Source organism: Gottfriedia acidiceleris, from assembly GCF_050457485.1.
Lineage (GTDB): Bacteria > Bacillota > Bacilli > Bacillales > Bacillaceae_G > Gottfriedia > Gottfriedia acidiceleris_D.
In genome coordinates, this window is record NZ_JBCMJM010000018.1 from 103,553 (window position 1) to 123,852 (window position 20,300).

General features: G+C 32.7%; 26 protein-coding genes. 4 read left to right on the forward strand and 22 right to left on the reverse strand.

The features are described 5' to 3' along the window. Window positions 1-156: 156 nt before the first annotated feature. From ABEY15_RS19840 to ABEY15_RS19880, 9 genes are all read right to left on the reverse strand, one after another. Window positions 157-687: a spore maturation protein gene (locus ABEY15_RS19840; protein WP_056466828.1), complete on the reverse strand. Its 531-nt coding sequence runs from the start codon at window positions 685-687 to the stop codon at window positions 157-159. Continuing rightward, window positions 688-1,281 (reverse strand): nucleoside recognition domain-containing protein, encoded by a 594-nt coding sequence (locus tag ABEY15_RS19845; RefSeq protein ID WP_429891802.1) that lies wholly within the window; start codon window positions 1,279-1,281, stop codon window positions 688-690. It lies immediately after the preceding gene. After that, a complete protein-coding gene (locus ABEY15_RS19850; RefSeq protein WP_429891803.1) occupies window positions 1,274-2,419 on the reverse strand; it encodes a serine hydrolase in 1,146 nt (381 codons plus the stop codon). The genes ABEY15_RS19845 and ABEY15_RS19850 overlap by 8 nt, the downstream gene beginning before the upstream one ends. A gap of 145 nt (window positions 2,420-2,564) precedes the next feature. Beyond that, the gene (locus ABEY15_RS19855) at window positions 2,565-3,488 is read right to left on the reverse strand and encodes a superoxide dismutase (RefSeq protein WP_429891804.1); all 924 of its coding nucleotides are present in this window, start codon (window positions 3,486-3,488) and stop codon (window positions 2,565-2,567) included. 151 nt (window positions 3,489-3,639) lie between these two features. Continuing rightward, window positions 3,640-4,626 (reverse strand): aromatic acid exporter family protein, encoded by a 987-nt coding sequence (locus tag ABEY15_RS19860; protein WP_429891805.1) that lies wholly within the window; start codon window positions 4,624-4,626, stop codon window positions 3,640-3,642. Between the two features lie 166 nt (window positions 4,627-4,792). Next, on the reverse strand, window positions 4,793-5,287 hold the full coding sequence (locus ABEY15_RS19865; RefSeq protein WP_429891806.1) for a DUF3907 family protein: 495 nt from the start codon (window positions 5,285-5,287) through the stop codon (window positions 4,793-4,795). 18 nt (window positions 5,288-5,305) lie between these two features. Continuing rightward, window positions 5,306-5,701: a hypothetical protein gene (locus tag ABEY15_RS19870; protein ID WP_429891807.1), complete on the reverse strand. Its 396-nt coding sequence runs from the start codon at window positions 5,699-5,701 to the stop codon at window positions 5,306-5,308. A gap of 77 nt (window positions 5,702-5,778) precedes the next feature. Beyond that, complete coding sequence (scpB, locus tag ABEY15_RS19875) at window positions 5,779-6,354, reverse strand: SMC-Scp complex subunit ScpB (RefSeq protein WP_429891808.1); 576 nt, start codon at window positions 6,352-6,354, stop codon at window positions 5,779-5,781. After that, window positions 6,354-7,124, reverse strand: coding sequence for a segregation/condensation protein A (locus ABEY15_RS19880; protein ID WP_097978007.1), 771 nt, complete (start codon window positions 7,122-7,124; stop codon window positions 6,354-6,356). Before ABEY15_RS19880 ends, scpB begins: the two co-directional genes overlap by 1 nt. Window positions 7,125-7,332: 208 nt before the next feature. Here ABEY15_RS19880 and ABEY15_RS19885 point away from each other — a divergent pair, with 208 nt between their 5' ends. After that, window positions 7,333-7,449: a YjcZ family sporulation protein gene (locus ABEY15_RS19885; protein WP_084006686.1), complete on the forward strand. Its 117-nt coding sequence runs from the start codon at window positions 7,333-7,335 to the stop codon at window positions 7,447-7,449. A gap of 110 nt (window positions 7,450-7,559) precedes the next feature. Then, the gene (locus tag ABEY15_RS19890; RefSeq protein ID WP_429891809.1) at window positions 7,560-8,063 is read left to right on the forward strand and encodes a DUF309 domain-containing protein; all 504 of its coding nucleotides are present in this window, start codon (window positions 7,560-7,562) and stop codon (window positions 8,061-8,063) included. A 522-nt stretch (window positions 8,064-8,585) separates the two neighbouring features. On the opposite strand, the gene ABEY15_RS19895 is transcribed toward ABEY15_RS19890, so the two are convergent. Continuing rightward, window positions 8,586-8,945 (reverse strand): GNAT family N-acetyltransferase, encoded by a 360-nt coding sequence (locus tag ABEY15_RS19895; protein ID WP_025672354.1) that lies wholly within the window; start codon window positions 8,943-8,945, stop codon window positions 8,586-8,588. Window positions 8,946-9,275: 330 nt separating this feature from the next. Between ABEY15_RS19895 and ABEY15_RS19900 the strand changes: the two genes are divergently transcribed. Beyond that, on the forward strand, window positions 9,276-9,902 hold the full coding sequence (locus ABEY15_RS19900) for a cupin domain-containing protein (RefSeq protein WP_429891810.1): 627 nt from the start codon (window positions 9,276-9,278) through the stop codon (window positions 9,900-9,902). A 406-nt stretch (window positions 9,903-10,308) separates the two neighbouring features. On the opposite strand, the gene ABEY15_RS19905 is transcribed toward ABEY15_RS19900, so the two are convergent. Further along, window positions 10,309-10,746 carry a peptidylprolyl isomerase gene (locus ABEY15_RS19905; RefSeq protein ID WP_056466860.1) on the reverse strand — a complete coding sequence of 146 codons (438 nt, stop codon included), beginning with the start codon at window positions 10,744-10,746 and terminating at the stop codon, window positions 10,309-10,311. Window positions 10,747-10,969: 223 nt separating this feature from the next. On the opposite strand from ABEY15_RS19905, the gene ABEY15_RS19910 reads away from it, so the two are divergent. Beyond that, window positions 10,970-11,803 (forward strand): DUF1002 domain-containing protein, encoded by an 834-nt coding sequence (locus ABEY15_RS19910; protein ID WP_429891843.1) that lies wholly within the window; start codon window positions 10,970-10,972, stop codon window positions 11,801-11,803. A 296-nt stretch (window positions 11,804-12,099) separates the two neighbouring features. Here the strand turns inward: ABEY15_RS19910 and ABEY15_RS19915 are convergent, their stop codons facing one another. The 11 genes from ABEY15_RS19915 to ABEY15_RS19965 all read right to left on the reverse strand — a co-directional run bounded on the left by ABEY15_RS19915 (window position 12,100) and on the right by ABEY15_RS19965 (window position 20,142). Further along, window positions 12,100-13,560 carry a spore germination protein gene (locus ABEY15_RS19915; protein ID WP_429891811.1) on the reverse strand — a complete coding sequence of 487 codons (1,461 nt, stop codon included), beginning with the start codon at window positions 13,558-13,560 and terminating at the stop codon, window positions 12,100-12,102. Further along, window positions 13,557-14,120, reverse strand: coding sequence for a stage V sporulation protein AE (locus ABEY15_RS19920; RefSeq protein WP_069031813.1), 564 nt, complete (start codon window positions 14,118-14,120; stop codon window positions 13,557-13,559). The genes ABEY15_RS19915 and ABEY15_RS19920 overlap by 4 nt, the downstream gene beginning before the upstream one ends. A gap of 3 nt (window positions 14,121-14,123) precedes the next feature. Beyond that, entirely contained in the window at window positions 14,124-14,474 is a 351-nt protein-coding gene (gene spoVAE, locus ABEY15_RS19925) for a stage V sporulation protein AE (protein WP_429891812.1), read from the reverse strand. 11 nt (window positions 14,475-14,485) lie between these two features. Beyond that, window positions 14,486-15,493, reverse strand: coding sequence for a stage V sporulation protein AD (spoVAD, locus tag ABEY15_RS19930; RefSeq protein WP_097979051.1), 1,008 nt, complete (start codon window positions 15,491-15,493; stop codon window positions 14,486-14,488). Between the two features lie 13 nt (window positions 15,494-15,506). Then, on the reverse strand, window positions 15,507-15,959 hold the full coding sequence (gene spoVAC, locus ABEY15_RS19935) for a stage V sporulation protein AC (protein WP_429891813.1): 453 nt from the start codon (window positions 15,957-15,959) through the stop codon (window positions 15,507-15,509). A 12-nt stretch (window positions 15,960-15,971) separates the two neighbouring features. Further along, window positions 15,972-16,388: a stage V sporulation protein AB gene (locus ABEY15_RS19940; protein ID WP_429891814.1), complete on the reverse strand. Its 417-nt coding sequence runs from the start codon at window positions 16,386-16,388 to the stop codon at window positions 15,972-15,974. Continuing rightward, window positions 16,381-17,004 (reverse strand): stage V sporulation protein AA, encoded by a 624-nt coding sequence (locus ABEY15_RS19945; protein WP_429891815.1) that lies wholly within the window; start codon window positions 17,002-17,004, stop codon window positions 16,381-16,383. Before ABEY15_RS19945 ends, ABEY15_RS19940 begins: the two co-directional genes overlap by 8 nt. Before the next feature lie 287 nt (window positions 17,005-17,291). Continuing rightward, a complete protein-coding gene (sigF, locus tag ABEY15_RS19950; RefSeq protein ID WP_056466881.1) occupies window positions 17,292-18,047 on the reverse strand; it encodes an RNA polymerase sporulation sigma factor SigF in 756 nt (251 codons plus the stop codon). A gap of 12 nt (window positions 18,048-18,059) precedes the next feature. Continuing rightward, a complete protein-coding gene (gene spoIIAB / locus ABEY15_RS19955) occupies window positions 18,060-18,500 on the reverse strand; it encodes an anti-sigma F factor (RefSeq protein WP_025672021.1) in 441 nt (146 codons plus the stop codon). Further along, window positions 18,500-18,850 carry an anti-sigma F factor antagonist gene (gene spoIIAA / locus ABEY15_RS19960; RefSeq protein WP_069031806.1) on the reverse strand — a complete coding sequence of 117 codons (351 nt, stop codon included), beginning with the start codon at window positions 18,848-18,850 and terminating at the stop codon, window positions 18,500-18,502. Before spoIIAA ends, spoIIAB begins: the two co-directional genes overlap by 1 nt. Before the next feature lie 128 nt (window positions 18,851-18,978). Continuing rightward, on the reverse strand, window positions 18,979-20,142 hold the full coding sequence (locus tag ABEY15_RS19965) for a D-alanyl-D-alanine carboxypeptidase family protein (RefSeq protein ID WP_429891816.1): 1,164 nt from the start codon (window positions 20,140-20,142) through the stop codon (window positions 18,979-18,981). Window positions 20,143-20,300: the final 158 nt, after the last annotated feature.

Below are 20,300 nucleotides of genomic sequence, written 5' to 3' on the forward strand. Positions count from 1 at the left end.
AATGTTGTCTTAATACCAACTATTCTTATTGGTATTATAAGATATTAATTTTATATACGCAATAAAAAAGTACTTTTATCCTAAAATAAAAGTACTTTTTTTAAAAATAAAATGATTAAAATATTCTCAAACTAATTGAAATCGCATGATTTTTAGTTAAGAAAAGAACATTGTCACAAAAATGATTGAAAAAATAATACTGATTGCATCTGCAATTAAACCTACTTTTAATGCATCACCCATTTTACGAATACCTACCGCTCCAAAATACACCGTTAGAACATATAGCGTTGTATCTGTACTACCTTGCATAGTTGAAGCTAGTCTTCCAATAAATGAATCCGGTCCATATGTTTTAATTAAATCTGACGTAATACCTAAAGCAGCTGAACCAGAAATAGGTCGAATAATTGCAAGCGGAAAAACTTCTGCAGGAATACCTAGTGAACTTAATAACGGACGCATAAGTTCTACACAAAACTCTAGTGCACCTGAAGCTCTAAAGATGGAGATGGATACTAGCATACCTACTAAAAATGGAATTAATTGCACTGCAATTGTTACACCCTCTTTTCCACCTTCTACAAAAGATTCATACGTCGGCACCTTTTTCCAAGTTCCATGTATTAAAATGACAGCGATAATAAATGGAATGATATAAAGTGAGATCGTATTCATATATCCCATTTATTTTCTCCCCTTTCGATTTCGCCTATTTGCAAAAAAACTATTTACTGCGAGTCCCCCAATAAATGAAACGACCTGTGCAAGTATTGTAACACCTACTATTTCAGTCGGATTTGAGGAATGATAAGACATTCTAACTCCTATGACAGTTGTAGGAATTAAAGTGATTGCACTCGTATTTAACGTTAAAAATGTAATCATGTCATCACTTGCTTCATTACTATTTCTATTTAATACTTTTAGTTGCTCCATCGCCTTTATACCTAGTGGAGTTGCAGCATTTCCTAAACCAAATAAATTGGCCACCATATTTGACATAATATAACCAAGTGCTGGATGGTCTTTAGGGATTCTCGGAAATAGGAATGCTAGAAATGGTTGAAATAATTTCGAAAGAATTTTTAATAATCCTGATTCTTCCGCTATTCGCATTAAACCTAACCAAAAAACAAGAACACTAACTAGTCCAATAATAATGGTAATTGCTTGCTTTCCTCCGTCAAAGACTGCTTTATTTACTTCGTCCATAGTGCCATTAATCATCGCAAAAATAAAACCAATTATTGTAAGAGCAACCCAAATAATATTAACCATCAGAGTGCTCTCCCATTAAGTTTAATAAAACTTGTTTTCCATTTTGGATTATTTCCTTCGTAAATACTTTGACTTTACTATCACTATAAAAAATATTTCTAATTCCAATTTGTTCACCTTCTAATTCGATAATCGCTTTACCAACAATGGCATCATTAGCGATTTTTTTCTTAGTCGGCTTTTGCATTTCAATTGTGATTCGTACTTGATCTCGCTCTTTTTTATCTAATGGATAAGAGAAGTCATTTTTCATATAAACATGTCCTTTATATTTTTTATTTGTGACTTCCTTAATTCCACCTTTACTTAATACTTTCGTTAAAGGATAGTTACTGAAACCATATTCGAATAGTGCCATATGATCTTGCCAATCTTGCCCATCATTTAGTGTTACAACAATTAAATCCATTCCATTTTTTGAAGCAGTTGAAACAAGTGTTCTTCTTGCTTTTTTAGTAAATCCAGTTTTTCCTCCAGTACTATACTTGTACATAAAAGTAAGCAATTTGTTTTTATTCTTCCAAACATAATCCCAAGATTCTGCCGTATTTGGCGCACGGTGTACTTTTGTACCTGCAATTTTTGCATATTTAGGATTTTCCATAGCGTATCTCGTTAATAACGCCATATCATAAGCAGATGAGTAATGTTCTTTTCCTTGCTGATCAAGTCCTGATGGATTGCTAAAATATGTATTACTCATTCCTATTTCTTTTGCTTTCTCGTTCATCATATAAACAAATCCATCGATGCTACCTCCTACAGCCTCGGCAATTGCATTAGCCGCGTCATTCCCTGACCTAAGCATTAAACCATACACTAAATCTTCCAACTTAATTTTTTGTCCAGGTTTTAAATAAATGGATGATCCTTCTGTTTGAACTGCTCTTGAACTAATTGTTATCGTGTTTTGCATTTTACCGGATTCTACAGCAAGTATTGCAGTCATTATTTTTGTAATGCTGGCGATTCTTTCAGAGTCATGCATAGCTTTACCATATAAGATTCGTCCAGTTTTTTGATCCATCAAAACAGCATTTCTAGCACTAACTCCTCCAAATGCTTTAACATTATTCGTCGGAATCATAATCCCGATTAAAAATAAGCCAATGATTCCTACTACTAGCCATTTTTTCATCTTTCGCATCAACTCCACAGTTAGTCCTAATTAGTACAAGTTTACGAATTACATTATAAAAAAATGACTTTTTTTAAGAAAAAAAGTGCTGAACTTGTTCAGATATACAACCTGAGCAATTCCAGCACCTACTATTTTTCTCCAATTAATAAAAGGGTTGCCATTTTAATTGACTAGCATAATCATATCGATAATTTACATCCGGCCAATTAACTATGTTCCAAAAATTTGTAATGTATGCGTCTTTATCAAATTTATACTGTAAATAATAAGCATGCTCCCAAACATCCAAAACTAGTAGTGGAATTGTATCCCATTGAGTAAAGAATTGATGTTTTTCTGTTTGAAGGATTTCCAATCGATTCGCTCTTGGAACCCAAACTAAAATCGCCCAACCGACACCTTCCACTTTTTTAGCAGCTTGTGTAAAATGCTCTTTAAAGTCTTCATAACTTCCGAAGTCATCTTCAATTTGTTTGAAGAGAGCTCCATGAGGCTGCCCTCCACCTGACTTACTTAAATTATTCCAAAATATAGTATGCAAATAATGACCTGACCCATGAAATGCAAGCTCTCTTTCCCAATGCTTTAATAAATCGTATTCCTTATTTTTTCTTGCCTTTTCTAATTCAATCTCAGCTTTATTTAAACCATCTACATAACTTTTATGGTGCTTATCATGATGCAGCATCATGATTTCTTTTGATATATATGGCTCGAGTGCATTATATGGATATGGTAAAGGTGGAAGCTCATGTTTACCAATCCCTACTCTCTCTTCGACTTCTATTACCCGATACGCATAGCTATCATCATATTCCTCTTCATTTAAAATTGAAATTAATCGTTCTTGTATATCGTCCACATCCATACTAATTTCATCCAAAAAGGAATTTTGATCTACATAATGACCTTTTGTCCCTATTCTGTTTAACAAGAGTTTTACTTTATATTCTAATAGTTCTTTTTCTTGAATATGGTCAAATCTTTCAGATAGCAACTGTAATACATTCGCACACCAGATTTCTACCTCCTGAAAGTAAGTGACGAGTTCAGATTGATTTAACATCATACACCTCCATCAGAGAAAATAAATTTCTCTTCTACTTTCCATTGTATGATACTAAATTTATAGCTATTACCGGTATTCACGTGTTTCACGCGATAAATGGAATTCGCTGTATAAAGATATTAATTCCACATATTCTTATTAAAAATGATTAGTTTAGCTTCTCTAAAACAGTCTGATTTTCTGAGTAAAACTCCATTTTTAATGAAATCACTTTTTCCAATTCATAAACTATCATCATTAAACTAGCTCTAGTTTCAAACTCATCTCTTGATTCAGGTAATGGCATCTTCCTAAAGTCATTCATCATATGACTGAATTCCCCTAATAATTCAATCCCAGTAGATTTTTCTTTTAAGTAAACACCTGTATCCTCAAAAAATTCAGCAACAATTTTTGAATGCGGATAATTTAACGCAACCTTTTTTAATAAAGGTATGATTTGGCTCGATATGATTTCAAATTGACGTTCTCTCATTTCAAAATAATTAATATAATATAAGTTCGATTTTATAAAACTATTTTCAACTTGCCTATAAGCTAAAGTTTTCGCAGTTTGTAAAAGCATTTTAGTTTCATCAATTAAATCATTTTGTGAATCTTCATCCTTACCCTTCATTTTTAAAGCAATACCTAGCAGTAACATTTTAAAATTTTGCTCGATTTTCTTTTGAGATTCAATCATCTTCTTCTCAATACTCGGCATATATGTATTCATTATTAAAGCAATTAAGATCCCAACTGCTAAAATTTCAACTTGATTAAATAAGAAAGATATTGATTTATTATTACTCACATAGATTTGCAAAACGATCACTGAGCTCGGAATGATTCCCTCTTGTAACCTTAAAGTGACTAACAAGGGTATAGTTAAAAGAAAATAAATGACAACTGTTAATGGCGTATAGCTTAAAAATTCAAACATCATCCATCCAATTAACATCGCAATAACTGATGCAACAAATCTTTGAATTGCAACAATAAATGATCTACGTTTTGTATTTTGAATACTTAATAGTGTAACGACAGCTGCAGTACTGTAATTTTGTAAATGTAAAGCTTCTGCAATTAATAGGGATATACCACTTCCGATTGCTGTTTTGATTGTCCTTTGTCCAATCGAATACATTTGTTTCATTTTCAATCCTCTTCTCTTACAAAGAAATTTCTATAGTATTGTAACGCATCTTACATAAAAATTACTAGATATATCCATTTTTTTGAGTTTTGTACAAAATGAAAAGACTAGAAAATTTCTAGTCTTTTTCTCTTAACATTACTATTTACATTTAACTATTTTCTAATTACTGTTTGTATTGTTGCATAAGTTTTGTTGAATAATCTGTTTCATAATACTCAAGTTCTTCACGCATTTGTTGAAAAACTTTTTCTAATGATGAGAATAGGTCTTGGACTGTACCTGGTACAGCTTTATAGAATGTAATTGCTTGATTTCCAGTGTATGCTGCACGACTATTTTCATACCATGCATCGTTTTTAGGAGAGAAGAATTCTGCGATACATCTGTGATAAATTTTATGTAAAGTATCTTCAGCTGTTGCTTTATGGAACTGTCCACTTAAAATTTTCTCACAAACTTCTTTAGCATCCTCACAATATACTGTAATTCTACGTAATGAAGAAAGTATTTTTTCTAAGTAGTTAAGATCCACTGCTTGGTTTTCATGTTGAAATGACGGTAAAGAATTCCTATTTAAAAACAAATTACACTCTAGACCAACAATCCCTAATTGATTACCAACAATTTTTAATTGATGCTCTACCATCTTATTCGACATTTTTTTCCCTCCGTTAAATTAGATCGAAATTTCAATTTTATTTGAATTTTGTTTAATACTTCTCACATATCCTACCAATTTATCAAAATCAGTACCTTGTAGCTCTTTTACAAATTGATCTAATTCATTAATATATATTCGCTTTCTTCCACGATAATCAGGATTTTTAATAATTAGCGCAAGTGCCACTATATCACGGAAATCTACTGATAAATCGCCATTTTCATATAATCTAGTTGTTTTTAAATCACTTACTTCAGAAAGTTGTTCTTCAAAGAAGCGAACATATAAGACAGAAGTTACAATTTTTTGACCATTAAATTCATATTCAACTTCAGAACGATTAAAAAAATCTTCCGAAGTATTTGGTTGAGCCTTTACTAATTCATACCCATGACAATTATAAATTAACAATTCTTTCACCCTCCAAGATTCCATAGTATTAGTTTAACATAGGATACATACAGATTTGCAGAATTTTTTAACTAATCTTATTTTTCAAATTTGCTAAAAAATAAATCTGCTTCTTCTTCAACCTCTTCCATTTTTAACTCTTGTGGTAGTGGAGGTAATTCTTTAATGTTTTTTAGACCAAAATAATCTAAAAACTCAGAAGTAGTACCATATAATATTGCACGTCCAGTACCTTCAGCCCGTCCAACTTCTTTAATTAAATATTTCGAGACAAGAGTTTGAATTGGTTTTTCAGTCTTAACTCCACGAATATCTTCAATTTCTGTCCTCGTAATTGGTTGTTGATATGCAACAATTGCTAAAGTTTCTAATGCTGCTTGTGACAATGAAGAGTTCGATGGACTTTCAACTAATTTTTTGAAAAACTCACCATGTTCCCTCTTTGAAGTAAGTTTATATCTGTTCGCTAAAATTCTAATTTGTAATCCTCTGTTAGGATTTTCATATTCTTTTTTTAGACTCTCAATTAACTCTAGAACATCGGTCTGACTTAATTCTAAAGTCTCGGATAGCTCGACAATCGATATTCCTTCATCGCCAGCTACAAATAAAAGTCCTTCAAGAACTCCTACTAAATTTTTTTCCTGTTCCATTACAAGTACACCTCAGCTTGCTTATCTTCAAAAACCTCCCGTGATGTTAGAAAAATTTCTGAAAAGTTTTGTTCCTGTTCAACTACAATATCTTTTGTTTTCATTAACTCCAAAATCGCTAAAAAAGTAACTACTATACTTTCTTTATCATTATATGGAAATAAACTGATGAAATTAGTTCGCTTTTTTATACTTTTTAAGTAGGTAATAATTTCATCCATTCTTTTTTCGATCGATATTTCTTCACGAACAATTTTAGTTTGAAGCGGTTCTTGCAGCTTTTTCCGTTTAAAAAGCTTTTGAAGTGCACCAAACATATCGTAAATTGTAACATCAGTCGGCATGACAATATCTTCTGGTCTAGGTCCATATTCGGACAAATCAACTGGATTTCGGGTAAAAATCATCGCACGTTCGGATTCTTTTTCCTGAAATACTATCGCCGCTTCTTTAAATTGCTTATATATAATTAATCGATTCATTAATTCTTCTCTAGGGTCTTCTTCAAGTACAGCATCCCAATCAGCTTGTTCTTCATGATTAGGTAAAATACTTTTACTTTTCATCGCAAGTAATTCAGCTGCCATCACTAAATATTCACTTGCAATATCCAATTCTAATTCTTTCATTGTATGAATATATGAAACATATTGATCTGTTATTTCAGATACAGGTATATCATAAATATCAATTTCAAATCGTTGAATTAAATGAAGTAATAAATCTAATGGCCCTTCAAATGCATCAATTTTAACTTCATATTGCTTCACAAACTACTCACCAACTTACTTTAAAATAAAAATATACTCTATAACAGTATAAAGTATTATTTCATAAAACTATATAACAGAAAAGGTTTTTTCATCGATGAAGTAACTTTGTTCCTAAATTTTTAGTTTTACGCCTATACCATTTTCTAAAATTTTTCATAAGATATCAGTGCAAGAAGAATTATTTTTTTGGTAAGGAGGTTATTTCATGAGTAAAGGTGCTGTTTCTCCAGAGTTCGGCGGTTTCGGCCATGGCAGAGGCTTTGCTTTAATCGTAGTATTATTTATTTTATTAATCATCGTTGGATGTGCTTTCGTCTGTTAATTTAACCCCGTGAATAAACAAAACGTGAAAGTCTAGACATTGCTCTAGGCTTTCTTCTTTTTAAATAATTCCATTTCTGATAAAATTTTAGTAATAAAGAGGTGAAAAACTTGGTTCATTACAATAAAAACGAGCGATACATAAAATATCTATGTCATTTCCATTTTGATCAAGATTTTTTTGAATGTCATGAAATTCTTGAGGAACAATGGAAACTTGAATTAAATCATCAATATAAAAAGGTATGGTTAGGTTTAATAAGATTATCAGTAGTGTTATATCATTATAGAAGAAGAAACTTTACTGGTGCTAAAAAATTATTTCGACACGTCATTATCTTTTCAAATGATTCTAATTTATTGGAAATGGCTGGTATTGATCAATTTCGCTTTCAACAAATCATATCAGATTTACAGCTAAAACTTCAAAACGAAACAGAATTTCACCCTTTCGATCTCCCAATAAATGACCAAGAATTGATTGAAAGATTCCAAAATCAAAAAGAAAAATACTCGGCTTTTACGGAAGATTTAATTAATAAACATTCTACAAGAGATCGAACTGATGTCATTTCGGAAAGATTAAAGCAATTAGAATTACGAAGAAAAATTTAGAGTCAAAGGAAAAGGTGCTCAAAATTATTGGGCACCTTTTTCAGTGTGGTCGAAATGGAAGTTGGCTCGTACTTCCTCATGACTGCTTCATGAGGAAGCAAAATAACTTTTTATTGCTTCATACTTATCATAACTGGTTCATGAGGAAGCAAAATAGCTTTTTGTTGCTTCGTACTTCCTCATAACTGGTTCATGAGGAAGCAAAATAGCTTTTTGTTGCCTCGTACTTCCTCATAACTGGCTCATGAGGAAGCAAAATAGCTTTTTGTTATTTCGTACTTCCTCATAACTGGTTCATGAGGAAGCAAAATAGCTTTTTATTGGCTCGTACTTCCTCATGACTGGTTCGTGAGGAAGCAAAATAGCTTTTAGCAAAATAGCTTTTTGTTGCATTGTACTTACTAATATCCGGTTTATGAGTATGAAAAAATAGCAGTAAGTTGAAAATACTTAATCATGACTGCTTCATAAGTAGGCACTTATTTCTAAAAAAAAATGCTCAAAAAAATTGAGCACCTTTTTCTATAATACTTTCAAACTAACATGGCAATGTTCAATAAATGAAGCTACTTCTTGCGTTGTTACGATTGTATAGTCTGTATATTGAGATCTAATAGCATCGTAAAGTGAAGTTGCAATACCTTGATTTCGGAATGAAGGGTTTACACTTAAATGTTTAATCATAATAACCTTATCTGGTAGTAGTTGTATTCCAATAATCCCAACAATATCGTCTAATTTCCAAAGGAACAAATGATTATCATCTTTAGTTTCATAATCTTTAATTGTATTTACTAAGCTCTTCACATTCTTTTCATTCGGCATAAACGAAAGCAGGCCCATTGCAATTTTCTCATATGTTTTCTTATACCTAATTAACATGTTAACCCCTCTTAAAAATTATTAAAACTCTAATTAGCTTCTAAACCAATACATAATATATGATTGATTATCCCTCTATAGTACGGTAAATATAAAAATTCGTTCCAAATATATCAATATTTCAAATATATAATTCTCACATTTTTCTGTCAAGTCAGAAAATCAGATAGAAGGAAAAACGGGATATATGGTACAGGAGAGAATTTTAATTAATTTATAGTATTAGTTAAGTATTCTTCCTGCCTTTCCCACCTCATAGGCTTTTGTCACCAATTAGGCAAATTTGAATACAGTAAATTTTAGTTAGAGTTATATAAAAGGGTGATCATTATGAGGTTGGATTTAGATTATACATCGCCAAGTATTCAATTTACTTTTGATATAAATAAAAACCATGCCTTTGTGAAGGATAGTCAAAACTTTATCAATCAATTAAGTGTTAATAATTTGAATACTTTGGATAATTTGTCTTTATTGGATATATATTTAAGTGTGAATAATGTTGTAGAGCCACATTATCATCAAAATTCTTCAGAATTAGTCTATTGTATTTCTGGAGCCGCAGTTGTATCGATTTTGAATCCTTATACAAAGCAACTATTAAATTTCCCAATTACTCCTGGTCAAGTTGCAAATGTACCACAAGGCTGGTGGCATTATGAAATTGCAACTGTTGACAATACTCATTTATTAGCAATATTTAATGCACCTTCCCCTGATGTAATTTTATTCTCTGATTTAATGAAATTTACACCTTCAAATATTGTCTCACATACTTACTGTCTTGATGAAAACCAATGGAAAAATGCAACAGCAAATTTACAACCTTCTATATTTATAGGACCACCAAAAAACTGTAATCGACAAGTTCAAAATGAGCATGAATATGCAAATCAGCAGAACCAAAATTATTATCAAAATTCTTATTACAACCAGCATTATTATCAACAGCGTTGAAGATCAAGATGAGAGCAGTTAGTGCAATTAAATTAAAGTGAAGAGCAATTAAATCGGAGTATGTGCAATAAAAAAAGCCAAAACTGCAATTATATTTGGGAAATCTGCAATTAAAAATAAGAAAACTGCAAATAAGAAAATGAATCATGTGGAAATAGATTATTAGAATCAAGAATTATATAAAAAATTACATGAATTAGAATGTTAAACAATAAAAACTTAACATTTTTCAAAAAAACAAAATTAAATCTTTTAATTTAATGTTCAATAAATAGTCCAAACTGTTATCAAATAATTTTTACCTTTTAACCAATCATGAACATGTTAAAAAACCACAAGGAAAAATTTTTTCCCTTGTGGTTTTCTTCATTTGAAGTCTTTTTAAAATGACCTCTTTTTGTTTTGACTATTCTTCGTCCCAAACCTTAACTTCTTGCATAACATCGCCATTACGCATTCTTAAAACTGTATCCATGCCTTCGATTACTTGACCGAAAACTGTATGTACGCCATCTAAATGTGGTTGTGGCTCGTGAACGATAAAGAATTGGCTACCACCAGTATCTTTTCCAGCATGTGCCATTGATAAAGATCCAGCTTTATGTTTTAATGGGTTACCAACAGTTTCACATTTAATTTTGTATCCTGGGCCACCTGTTCCATTACCGTTTGGATCTCCACCTTGAGATACAAATCCAGGAATTACACGGTGGAAAGTTAATCCATTGTAGAAACCTTCACGGATTAATTTTTCAAAGTTTTCAACTGTACCTGGTGCATGTTCTGGGAATAATTCGATTAAGATTTGTTCACCATTTTCAAATGTAATACTTGCTTTTTTCATAATAAAAATCCTCCTTATGTATGTACAAATTTCATAAGACTTAATTGTCCTATATTTTTCATTACTGAATAAACTAGTAACGCTGATATAATCATACAAAAAACAAAAAGTAATGACAAGTTTTCTAAAAGTACTATAATAGTGTTGTAAGATGTAAAATTTGGATTATTGTAAAGGGAGTGTCTCTTTGTTAAAACGAAAGTTATTAGCGTTCACCATCTCAATGGGATTAATAGCTATGCCTTTATCGGTATTTGCTGATTCTGTTCCTGGTGATACGATTGTTACTCTTGGACAAAATTTGTCTGAAACGCAAAAGAAAGCATTATTAGCTGAAATGGGTGCACCATCTGATGCTAAAATTGTGACTGTTTCGAATCAAGAGGAGCATAAATATTTAGATGGTACTGTACCTAGTGCTCAAATCGGTACTCGAGCTCTTTCATCTGCTATGATTACAATCGGTGAAAAAAATACAGGCATCGTCGTTCAATCAAATAACATTTCATGGGTTACTAACTCAATGTATACAAATGCTTTAATCACGGCTGGATTAAAAGATGCAAATATTGTAATTACTGCACCATTTGAAGTCTCTGGTACAGCTGCTTTAACTGGGATTATGAAGGCTTATGAGCTAAGTTCAGGTGAAGTTATACCTGATGATGTTAAAAAAGTAGCAAATGAAGAAATGGTTAAAACTGCCGAACTTGGTGATTCAGTAGGTAATGAAAAAGCTGTACAACTTGTTACTAAAGTAAAAGAAGAGCTAGCTAAAAATCCAAACATGTCAACCGATGAATTAAAATCATTAATTGATCGATTAGCAAAGGATCTTGGTATTACATTAACTGCTGATCAAAAGGCTAGTTTGATGTCTCTTTTTGAAAAAATGAAAGATTTAAATATTAATTGGGATCAAGTAGGAAACCAATTAACAAAAGCTAAAAATAAAATTTCAGAGTACCTAAATTCTGAAGAAGGTCAATCTTTTATTCAAAAACTTAAAGATTTCTTCTCCGCATTATTTGATGCGATTCTTTCATTCTTTAAATAATAATGAAACAAACCCGGTTACTAAAAATAACCGGGTTTTCTGTGTTAAAATCGAGCTGAACCGCCCATAGCCTCAAGCTGCATATAAGGGGTCTGATTGTCCAATTAAATGATGAAATGTTGCAATTAAATCCTTGATAAAAATATGGCTAATTCCAATAAAAAAGTTCGATTTTATCTACTACAAATGAAAAGCGCTGTAGAGATCCCCCCCAGCGCTAGTACATTTTTGAGGCCGTCTATTTGTCAGTTAATCTGACTCCTAAGGCAGCCGCCCTCTTTTATTTCATAAGTAAATTAAATGGTAGCATCACCGATTGTTTTTCCACCTTTTTGATGTTGACTTTCACTAGCTTTTGTACGGATAACTAAATGCCAGAAGGCTCTGCCATCAAATGGGATAAATGGCCAAAAATAAGGTGTATTTAAAGTATTGAGACTTGCTAAAAACAGTATAAATAATGTTGAACCAATCATAAAGCCTTTAACACCTAATATTGCAGTTAAAATTAATATAAAAAATTTGGCTAATTTATTTGCAAGTGCTAGCTCATAACTAGGCGTAGCATATGATCCAATCATTGACACAGCCGTATATAATACTACTTCCGGTTGGAAAAGCCCTACATCAATTGCGACTTGTCCAATCAATACTGCTGCAATAATCCCCATCGAAGTGGAAACTGCATTTGGTGTATGTATACTTGCCATTCTCAGGAATTCAATCCCCATATCAGCAATAATTAATTGTAAATAAATTGGAATATTACTTGTTTCTTTTGGACCAATATAACTTAATGATTTTGGTAATACCTCTGGATAATTACATAATAGCAACCAAAATGGTAATAAAAAGACTGACATAAAAATCCCCATATAACGACACCATCGAAGGAATGTTCCGACTGAAGGAGTTTGTCTAAATTCTTCTGCATGTTGCATATGGTGGTAATACGTTGCAGGCGTAATGATTACGCTCGGAGATGTATCCACGATAATACATACATGTCCTTCGAGAATGTGGTTTGCAACAACGTCAGGTCTTTCCGAATATCTAACTAAAGGAAATGGATTATATCCTTGCTTTAAAATAAATTCCTCTAATTTCTTATCTGTCATTGTAAGACCATCAACGTGAATACCTGTAATTCGATCCCGAACTTCTTTAACAAGTTCCGCGTGCGCTAAACCTTCTATATACGATAAACAAACATCTGTTTTTGAACTTTCACCTACTTGAAGAATTTCATTTCTTAAATTTTCATCGCGAATTCTTCGTCTAATTAGGCCAGTATTATTAATAATGTTCTCAGTAAAGCCATCTCGTGATCCACGTACTACTCGCTCAGTATCTGGTTCTGTTGGGCCACGCCCAGGATAACTTCTTACATCGACTGCAAGTCCTTTATCTTCTCCATCAACTAAAACTACAATTAAACCAGATAATACTTTCTTTATAACATCTTCAAATGTTAATACGATCTCTACTGATTGATGGACAATCGTATCCTCAATATTTTTAAACATTGATTTATTTTTCTCGACTTTTTCTAACCCAATTAAGTCATCTAAGAATCTTTGAATAAAGCTTGTATCCGTTAATCCGTTAACATAATATAGATTAACTTCAACTTTATTTACAAAAATCACACGTTTTCCGATATCAAAACTTACTCCATAACCTATACGATCACTTATTGTATGAGCATTTGTAACTAGTTTATTTGTAAGTTTTGTCGGCTCTTTTTTCGTAGTCATTGGAGTTCACTCCTCTCGAGGATATATTCAATTGCTTTTCTTGTAATGGGTGAACCGATTTCAATATCATCTCTTCCACCCATTTTTCCAATATCGCCGATTCCTAAAATGAAAGGAATATTTAGTTGATCTAAATTATAAACGGTGTCTCCATTTATTCTTCCGATTTCAATATCAGGTACTCCATACTTATCGACACCGTATTCAGTTAAATTTCCTTCGTTATCAATGCTTACATCCACTTTTGTCCATTCTTGATGATGTGTATTTGATGCTACAGCTAGTGCAGCAATAACTTCAATATGTTTATCACTCGCAACATATTTTAAAGCTTTTTCTCCAGGACCTTCTCCCATAAAGCCACTGTCATCAAACAATACAAATACTGGTTCTTTTTGTGCTTGCATTATGATTTCAACCATTCTCTTTCCAGAGAACTTAGTGGGATTACCTTGCGATTGTGATATTGTGCATCCGCCAAATTGTTTTGCCAAATACTCAATACTCCGATGTGCATAAACATCTCCGTCGGTTACGATAATGATCCTTTTCTTTTTCATAAGTTAACCTTTTGGCTTAAAAATAAGTGCTACTATAAATGAGAATAAAATTGCTGCTGAAATTCCAGATGAAGTTAGGGAAAAGATCCCCATTCCAATACCAATAAATCCGTGTTCACTTGCTTCTGCCATCGCTCCATGTAATAAGGAATGGCCAAAACTAGTAATTGGAACGGTTGCACCTGCACCAGCAAATTTTATTAGCTTATCGTAAATTCCGAACCCATCTAAGATTGACCCAATTACTACAAATATGCACATCACATGCCCTGGTGTTAATTTTGTGAAATCAAAAAATAATTGGCCAACTACACAAATTAGACCTCCTACTATAAAAGCATTAACAAAATCCATCTGAACACCTCCTAACAGCTTTCGAAAACGACAGCATGTGAAATAGTTGGAATTGATTCTTTCTGTTGAATCATTGTTGGGCTTAAAAGAGCACCGGTTGCCGCTACTAAAATTCGTTTATAAGTACCTTTATTTAATTCTTGAAATAAATGACCATATGTTACAACCGCTGAACAAGCACATCCACTTCCGCCAGCAAAAACTTCCTGATTTTCTCGATCATAGATTAGCAATCCACAATCATTGTATTTTCCTGCCATATCATATCCTTCTTCTCTAACAAGTTGTTCGCAAATTGGTGCCCCTACAGCTGAAAGATCTCCAGTTACGATAAAATCGTAATCATCAGGTGTCGTATTAGTGTCCTTAAAGTGTTGTACGATTGTATAGGCTGCTGCTGGTGCCATCGCAGAACCCATGTCGAATGGATCTGTCAAACCTAAATCCTGAACTGTACCAATTGTGGCGCATTTTACTTTTATTTTGCTTTTTTTATTTGAAAGGAGAACACTTCCAGCTCCAGTTACTGTAAAAGTTGCAGAATCTGGTTTTTGTCCACCGTATTCTGTAGGGTATCTATATTGCCTTTCAGCAGTAGCATTATGGCTACTTGTTGCTGCTAATGCCATTTTTGCGTAGCCACTATCGATTAACTGCGCACCAAGTGCAGCCGTCTCCATTGAAGTTGAGCATGCACCAAACATACATAAAAAAGGAAGTTGCAATTCCCTTGCCATAAAGTTCGCAGTAACATTTTGATTTAGTAAATCACCCGCTAAAAATACATCGATATCTTCTACAGTTTTGTTTGCTTTTTTTAATGCAACTGAAATTGCATTTCTCATTAATGCTCTTTCTGCTAATTCCCAATTATCTTCATTACAATGAAGATCTTCATAAGCATAATCAAATTTGCCACCTAACAGTCCCAAGTTTTCTCTTGGTCCTACAGCAGTTCCAGATGCTTGGACATAAACACCATTTTGAAACTCCCAAGTTTGTTTACCGACTAAAGCCATATGTACTCACCTCCTAAAAGAATACTTTAAATGCGTATCGTATCATTCCTACGACATATGCCGAAACAACTCCGTAAACAATTACACAACCAGCTAGTTTAAACATATTTGTTGCAACCCCTAGAACGAGACCTTCACTTCTATGTTCCATAGCAGCACTCGTCATAGAGTTGGCAAAGCCTGTTACAGGAACAGCAGATCCTGCGCCTGCAAATTGTCCAATTTTGTCATATATACCAAACCCTGTAAGTAAGCTAGAAATTAATACAAGTGTAGCTACTGTTGGATCACCCACATTTTTTTCAGTAAAGTTAAAATAGTTAATATAGATTTTCGTTATACACTCACCTAAAAGGCAGATAAATCCTCCAACTAAAAACGCTTTAATACAATTTTTTAATACCGGCTTTTTCGGTTGGTATGGTTTTATGTTCTCTTTATAATTAGCTTTTAGTTTCCCACTCATTTCATCCATCCTTTACTCTATAAAATAAATCCAATGAAATAACGACCCAAAAACTTTACCTAGGGCAATTGCCATTAATAAGTACACAATTTTCTTTTGAATGCCAATTCGTTTCGCTAAAATTGGAAAAACGTTTAATACTTCGGTTAACGCTGCAGCTAACATTCCAATAAAAATACCTGCTAACAGCCCAATAAAAACTGAAAAGATATTCGGCAAATTAAAAACGGTATTTCGCAAACTAATCCAGCAACCAAAAATTGCTCCCAAAATAACTGCAAACTCATAAGCTCGAATTTTTTTAATCGTTTTTGTTAACTGTGTTAGTCTCGGAATGATTCCAATAACCGATAAAAATGCTACAAAGCCCGTACCAACAGCAATACCTCCTGAAAAACCTACAAACACTATAAACAAATCTCTAATCATCGGTATTTACACTTTTGTTTGGCTTTTTATTTTCGTTTACTAACACATATTCATCCATTGAGCGTTGATACTGAAACATTTCTACTTCAAGAGGACTCGGTTCTTCGTTTAATCTAGTCTTAAACCATTGATTAAAAAATAAAATCATCCCAATTCCTAGTCCAAAAGAATATGGTACTTGAAGTAATAAAGGTTTATGATTATGTTCTCCTGTAATCATATAGTAAATTCGTTGTTGAACCTGTTGCATGCTAACATCTTCGTGGAAATAAATAATGGCTAATGAAGAACCTGTAAACAACAAGATCCAAACGAAACAAAACAGAAAAAAACGATCCTTTGAAACTTCATTTTTAAGTTCTATTATGCACATTGTCACTCCAACGAGCTCGAATGAAATATCAGGCTCAATTTTAAGAATTAATGGTAAAAGCTCTAGAATATCAATAACTGTATGTGTACCATCCTCCTTTTTTGATTCATGTACAATGATTTTTTGAATTTGGGTTAAATCAACATTAATCCCTTGTAATCGTGCAATCTCTCCTAGATGTACACTTTTACCTACTTGTACAACGATTCGATTGAGTAATTTAATATATAACACCTTATTCATACTTTCCCCTCAGTTTCAAAGCTTTATGAATTCAATTACAACTAGTATGTGAAAACTTCCCAAAAATATAAGTCCAGTAAGATTGATCTCCAGTAGTTAAGGTAAGTAAAAATAGGAAAAATTAGTCTTTAGCCTTATCGAAAAAAAGCTTTTGATAGTGGAACTTGTAGATATCACCTTTATTGGAACCGGAGTTACAGTGAAAAACAAAAAATAAAGACAATATAAAAAAGCTGAAAAATCGTATTGTATTCCCTACGATTCTTCAGCTTTTTTAGCTCAAGATTTTATTTAATTTTATCTTTCATTTGTTGGAGAATCTTTTTCTCTAGTCTTGATACTTGCACTTGAGAAATTCCTAATCGTTCAGCAACTTCTGATTGAGTTTGATCTTTATAATATCTTAAATAGACAATTAATCGCTCTCGATCATCTAGTTGTTTTATCGCTTCTTTTAATGCAAATTTTTCAAACCAATTTGTTTCATGGTTATCAGCAATTTGATCTAACAATGTAATAGGATCACCATCATTTTCATACACCGTTTCATGAATTGATGATGGAGCTCTACTAGCCTCTTGTGCAAGTACAACATCCTCTGGTGTAATTTCCATATGAGTAGCAATCTCGTTAATTGTAGGCATTCTTCCAAGCGTTTTACTTAATTCTTCTTTTGCTTTTCGAATCTTATTATTCGTTTCCTTTAATGAACGACTCACTTTAACCGTTCCGTCGTCTCGAATAAATCGTTGGATTTCTCCAATAATCATCGGAACAGCATATGTAGAAAATCGTACATCATAAGATAGATCAAATTTATCTACCGATTTCAATAATCCGATACAACCAATCTGAAATAAATCATCTGGTTCATATCCACGGTTAATAAAGCGCTGAACAACTGACCATACAAGTCTCATGTTGTGCCCGACGATGCTGTCTCTAGCCAATTGATCTCCAGCCTGACTACGCTTAATTAACTCTTTTAATTCATGATCCTTTAACTGCGCACGGGGTTGATCTTGCTTGACTTCTACGTCCATAGGCGATTCTCCTTAATTACTTAAAACATTGCTATTTGATAAGTACTTTTTAACCGTAATCGTTGTACCAACATTGATAGTGGACACAACTTCACATTGATCCATGAAATTCTCCATAATCGTAAATCCCATGCCGGATCTTTCTAAATCTGGTTTTGAAGTGTATAAAGGTTGCATTGCTTCATCTAAATCAGCAATACCAATACCTTCATCTCGAATTGTTAAAGTTACTGTTTGATCTTCAAGAAGAACTGAAATGAATACGATACCTTCAGGATTATTTTCATAACCATGAATAATCGCATTTGTAACAGCCTCAGATACTACAGTTTTAATTTCAGTTAATTCATCTAATGTTGGATCTAGCTGTGTAATAAATGCAGCTACAGTTACACGAGCAAATGATTCATTTTGACTTAATGCGGAAAATTGAAGGTTCATTTCATTTCGCATTATGCCACCCCCAATACATTAAGTCCATTTGACTCATCATCAGCTAAATGAACAATCTTAAATAATCCAGACATATCGAACAACCGTTTAATTGATGGAGAAATTGAACAAACAACCATTTCTCCACCTTTATTTCGAATAACTTTATATCTACCTAAAATGACACCTAAACCAGAACTATCCATGAACGTTAAATGCTCAAGATTTAATAAAATATGTTTGATAGTCTGTGACTCTAATACCTCATTTACTTGTAAACGTAAATCCTCAGCAGTGTGATGATCTAGTTCCCCTGCAAGTCTTACACAAAGGATTGCATTTTTCACTTCAAGTTCAATATTAAGACTCACTACAATAACCTCCTTATTTGACGGTTATTGAAAGTTTCGTTAAAACTAAACCGAATTCCTTCACGCATGACAAAACTAGTGGTAAAACGCCAAATCTTTTAGTAATACTCGAAATTAGTCGGAAAAAATCAGTTGAATCCTCCAACAGTACGCTTAAATAAATCGTACCAATTAGCTTTACTTACCGATTTATTAGCAACTAAGTCTGTTTTAGATAAAACTTTACTACCTTGTTTTAATACTAAAACTCCGACAACTTGCCCTTTTTTAATTGGGGCTTGAATATTTTTGTTCAGCTGAATATCTTTCGTAATTTTATTCATCGCTTCACCCTTCTTCAATACAACTGAAACTGGGCTTTTAGTGATAACATTTACACCTTTAGACTTACCTTTGCTAATATTAAGCCTTTCGATATTCTCACCTTGTTTAATTAATTGTTTTACTTGGTATTGATTAAATGCATAATCAAGCAAATTTGTCATTTGTGCATTTCTTTCTTTAGAAGTTGGAGCACCCATAATCACGCTAACTACTCGCATGTTGTTCTTCTTAGCAGTTGCTGTTAAACAATATTTTGCTTCTGCAGTGAATCCAGTTTTCAATCCATCCGCTCCTGGATAAAAACGAACTAGTTTATTCGTATTAACTAACCAAAATTGTTTTTCAGTATCTTTTCTCAAATAATCTTCATAAGTACCAGTAAACTTTGTGATTAATGGATATTTTAAAAGCTCTCTTCCCATGATTGCCATATCATACGCAGATGAATAATGACCAGGTGCAGGAAGCCCAGTTGGATTTTCAAAATGTGTATTTTTTAATCCTAACTGTTTTACTTTTTTATTCATTAGAGCGACAAACGCCTCTTCTGTACCTGCAATTTTCTCTGCCATTGCGACCGATGCATCGTTTCCTGATGCGATTGCAATCCCTTTTAGCATTTCTTTTACTGTCATCTCTTCGCCAGGTTCTAAAAAGATTTGTGATCCTCCCATTGACGCAGCATGTTCACTTGTCATTACTTTATCATCTAATCTGAGTTTTCCTTTATTGATTTCTTCCATAATAATAAGCATTGTCATAATCTTAGTCATACTTGCTGGTGGAAGCTCTTTTCTAGCATCTTTTTCATATAAGATTTTCCCAGTATCTTGTTCAATAATTACGGAAGATAATGCACTTTTTGCTAAACTTACATCATTATTTTGTGTCTCTCTTGCATTTACTTTAGGTAGTGATAAAGAAAAGATCATAACACTACTTAAAAGAGTTAGTAATACCCTTTTCATCTATAACCCTCCATTCTTTTCATACATATTTTTTCCAAATATAAGTAGTTTAATCAACCTCTGAAGAAAATATTAGAAAGAATGGAACTATTTACATGCATGAAAACATATGATATAAGTAAAGTGTATTAATTATACTCATACACTTAATACACTCC

Excerpts from the sequence above, each read along its gene's own strand:
- ABEY15_RS19840 (WP_056466828.1), bottom strand. The coding sequence starts at position 687 with ATGGGATATATGAATACGATCTCACTTTATATCATTCCATTTATTATC.
- ABEY15_RS19845 (WP_429891802.1), bottom strand. The coding sequence starts at position 1,281 with ATGGTTAATATTATTTGGGTTGCTCTTACAATAATTGGTTTTATTTTT.
- ABEY15_RS19850 (WP_429891803.1), bottom strand. The coding sequence starts at position 2,419 with ATGAAAAAATGGCTAGTAGTAGGAATCATTGGCTTATTTTTAATCGGG.
- ABEY15_RS19855 (WP_429891804.1), bottom strand. The coding sequence starts at position 3,488 with ATGTTAAATCAATCTGAACTCGTCACTTACTTTCAGGAGGTAGAAATC.
- ABEY15_RS19860 (WP_429891805.1), bottom strand. The coding sequence starts at position 4,626 with ATGAAACAAATGTATTCGATTGGACAAAGGACAATCAAAACAGCAATC.
- ABEY15_RS19865 (WP_429891806.1), bottom strand. The coding sequence starts at position 5,287 with ATGTCGAATAAGATGGTAGAGCATCAATTAAAAATTGTTGGTAATCAA.
- scpB (WP_429891808.1), bottom strand. The coding sequence starts at position 6,354 with ATGGAACAGGAAAAAAATTTAGTAGGAGTTCTTGAAGGACTTTTATTT.
- ABEY15_RS19885 (WP_084006686.1), top strand. The coding sequence starts at position 7,333 with ATGAGTAAAGGTGCTGTTTCTCCAGAGTTCGGCGGTTTCGGCCATGGC.
- ABEY15_RS19895 (WP_025672354.1), bottom strand. The coding sequence starts at position 8,945 with ATGTTAATTAGGTATAAGAAAACATATGAGAAAATTGCAATGGGCCTG.
- ABEY15_RS19900 (WP_429891810.1), top strand. The coding sequence starts at position 9,276 with ATGAGGTTGGATTTAGATTATACATCGCCAAGTATTCAATTTACTTTT.
- ABEY15_RS19905 (WP_056466860.1), bottom strand. The coding sequence starts at position 10,746 with ATGAAAAAAGCAAGTATTACATTTGAAAATGGTGAACAAATCTTAATC.
- ABEY15_RS19910 (WP_429891843.1), top strand. The coding sequence starts at position 10,970 with ATGGGATTAATAGCTATGCCTTTATCGGTATTTGCTGATTCTGTTCCT.
- ABEY15_RS19915 (WP_429891811.1), bottom strand. The coding sequence starts at position 13,560 with ATGACTACGAAAAAAGAGCCGACAAAACTTACAAATAAACTAGTTACA.
- ABEY15_RS19920 (WP_069031813.1), bottom strand. The coding sequence starts at position 14,120 with ATGAAAAAGAAAAGGATCATTATCGTAACCGACGGAGATGTTTATGCA.
- spoVAE (WP_429891812.1), bottom strand. The coding sequence starts at position 14,474 with ATGGATTTTGTTAATGCTTTTATAGTAGGAGGTCTAATTTGTGTAGTT.
- spoVAD (WP_097979051.1), bottom strand. The coding sequence starts at position 15,493 with ATGGCTTTAGTCGGTAAACAAACTTGGGAGTTTCAAAATGGTGTTTAT.
- spoVAC (WP_429891813.1), bottom strand. The coding sequence starts at position 15,959 with ATGAGTGGGAAACTAAAAGCTAATTATAAAGAGAACATAAAACCATAC.
- ABEY15_RS19940 (WP_429891814.1), bottom strand. The coding sequence starts at position 16,388 with ATGATTAGAGATTTGTTTATAGTGTTTGTAGGTTTTTCAGGAGGTATT.
- ABEY15_RS19945 (WP_429891815.1), bottom strand. The coding sequence starts at position 17,004 with ATGAATAAGGTGTTATATATTAAATTACTCAATCGAATCGTTGTACAA.
- sigF (WP_056466881.1), bottom strand. The coding sequence starts at position 18,047 with ATGGACGTAGAAGTCAAGCAAGATCAACCCCGTGCGCAGTTAAAGGAT.
- spoIIAB (WP_025672021.1), bottom strand. The coding sequence starts at position 18,500 with ATGCGAAATGAAATGAACCTTCAATTTTCCGCATTAAGTCAAAATGAA.
- ABEY15_RS19965 (WP_429891816.1), bottom strand. The coding sequence starts at position 20,142 with ATGAAAAGGGTATTACTAACTCTTTTAAGTAGTGTTATGATCTTTTCT.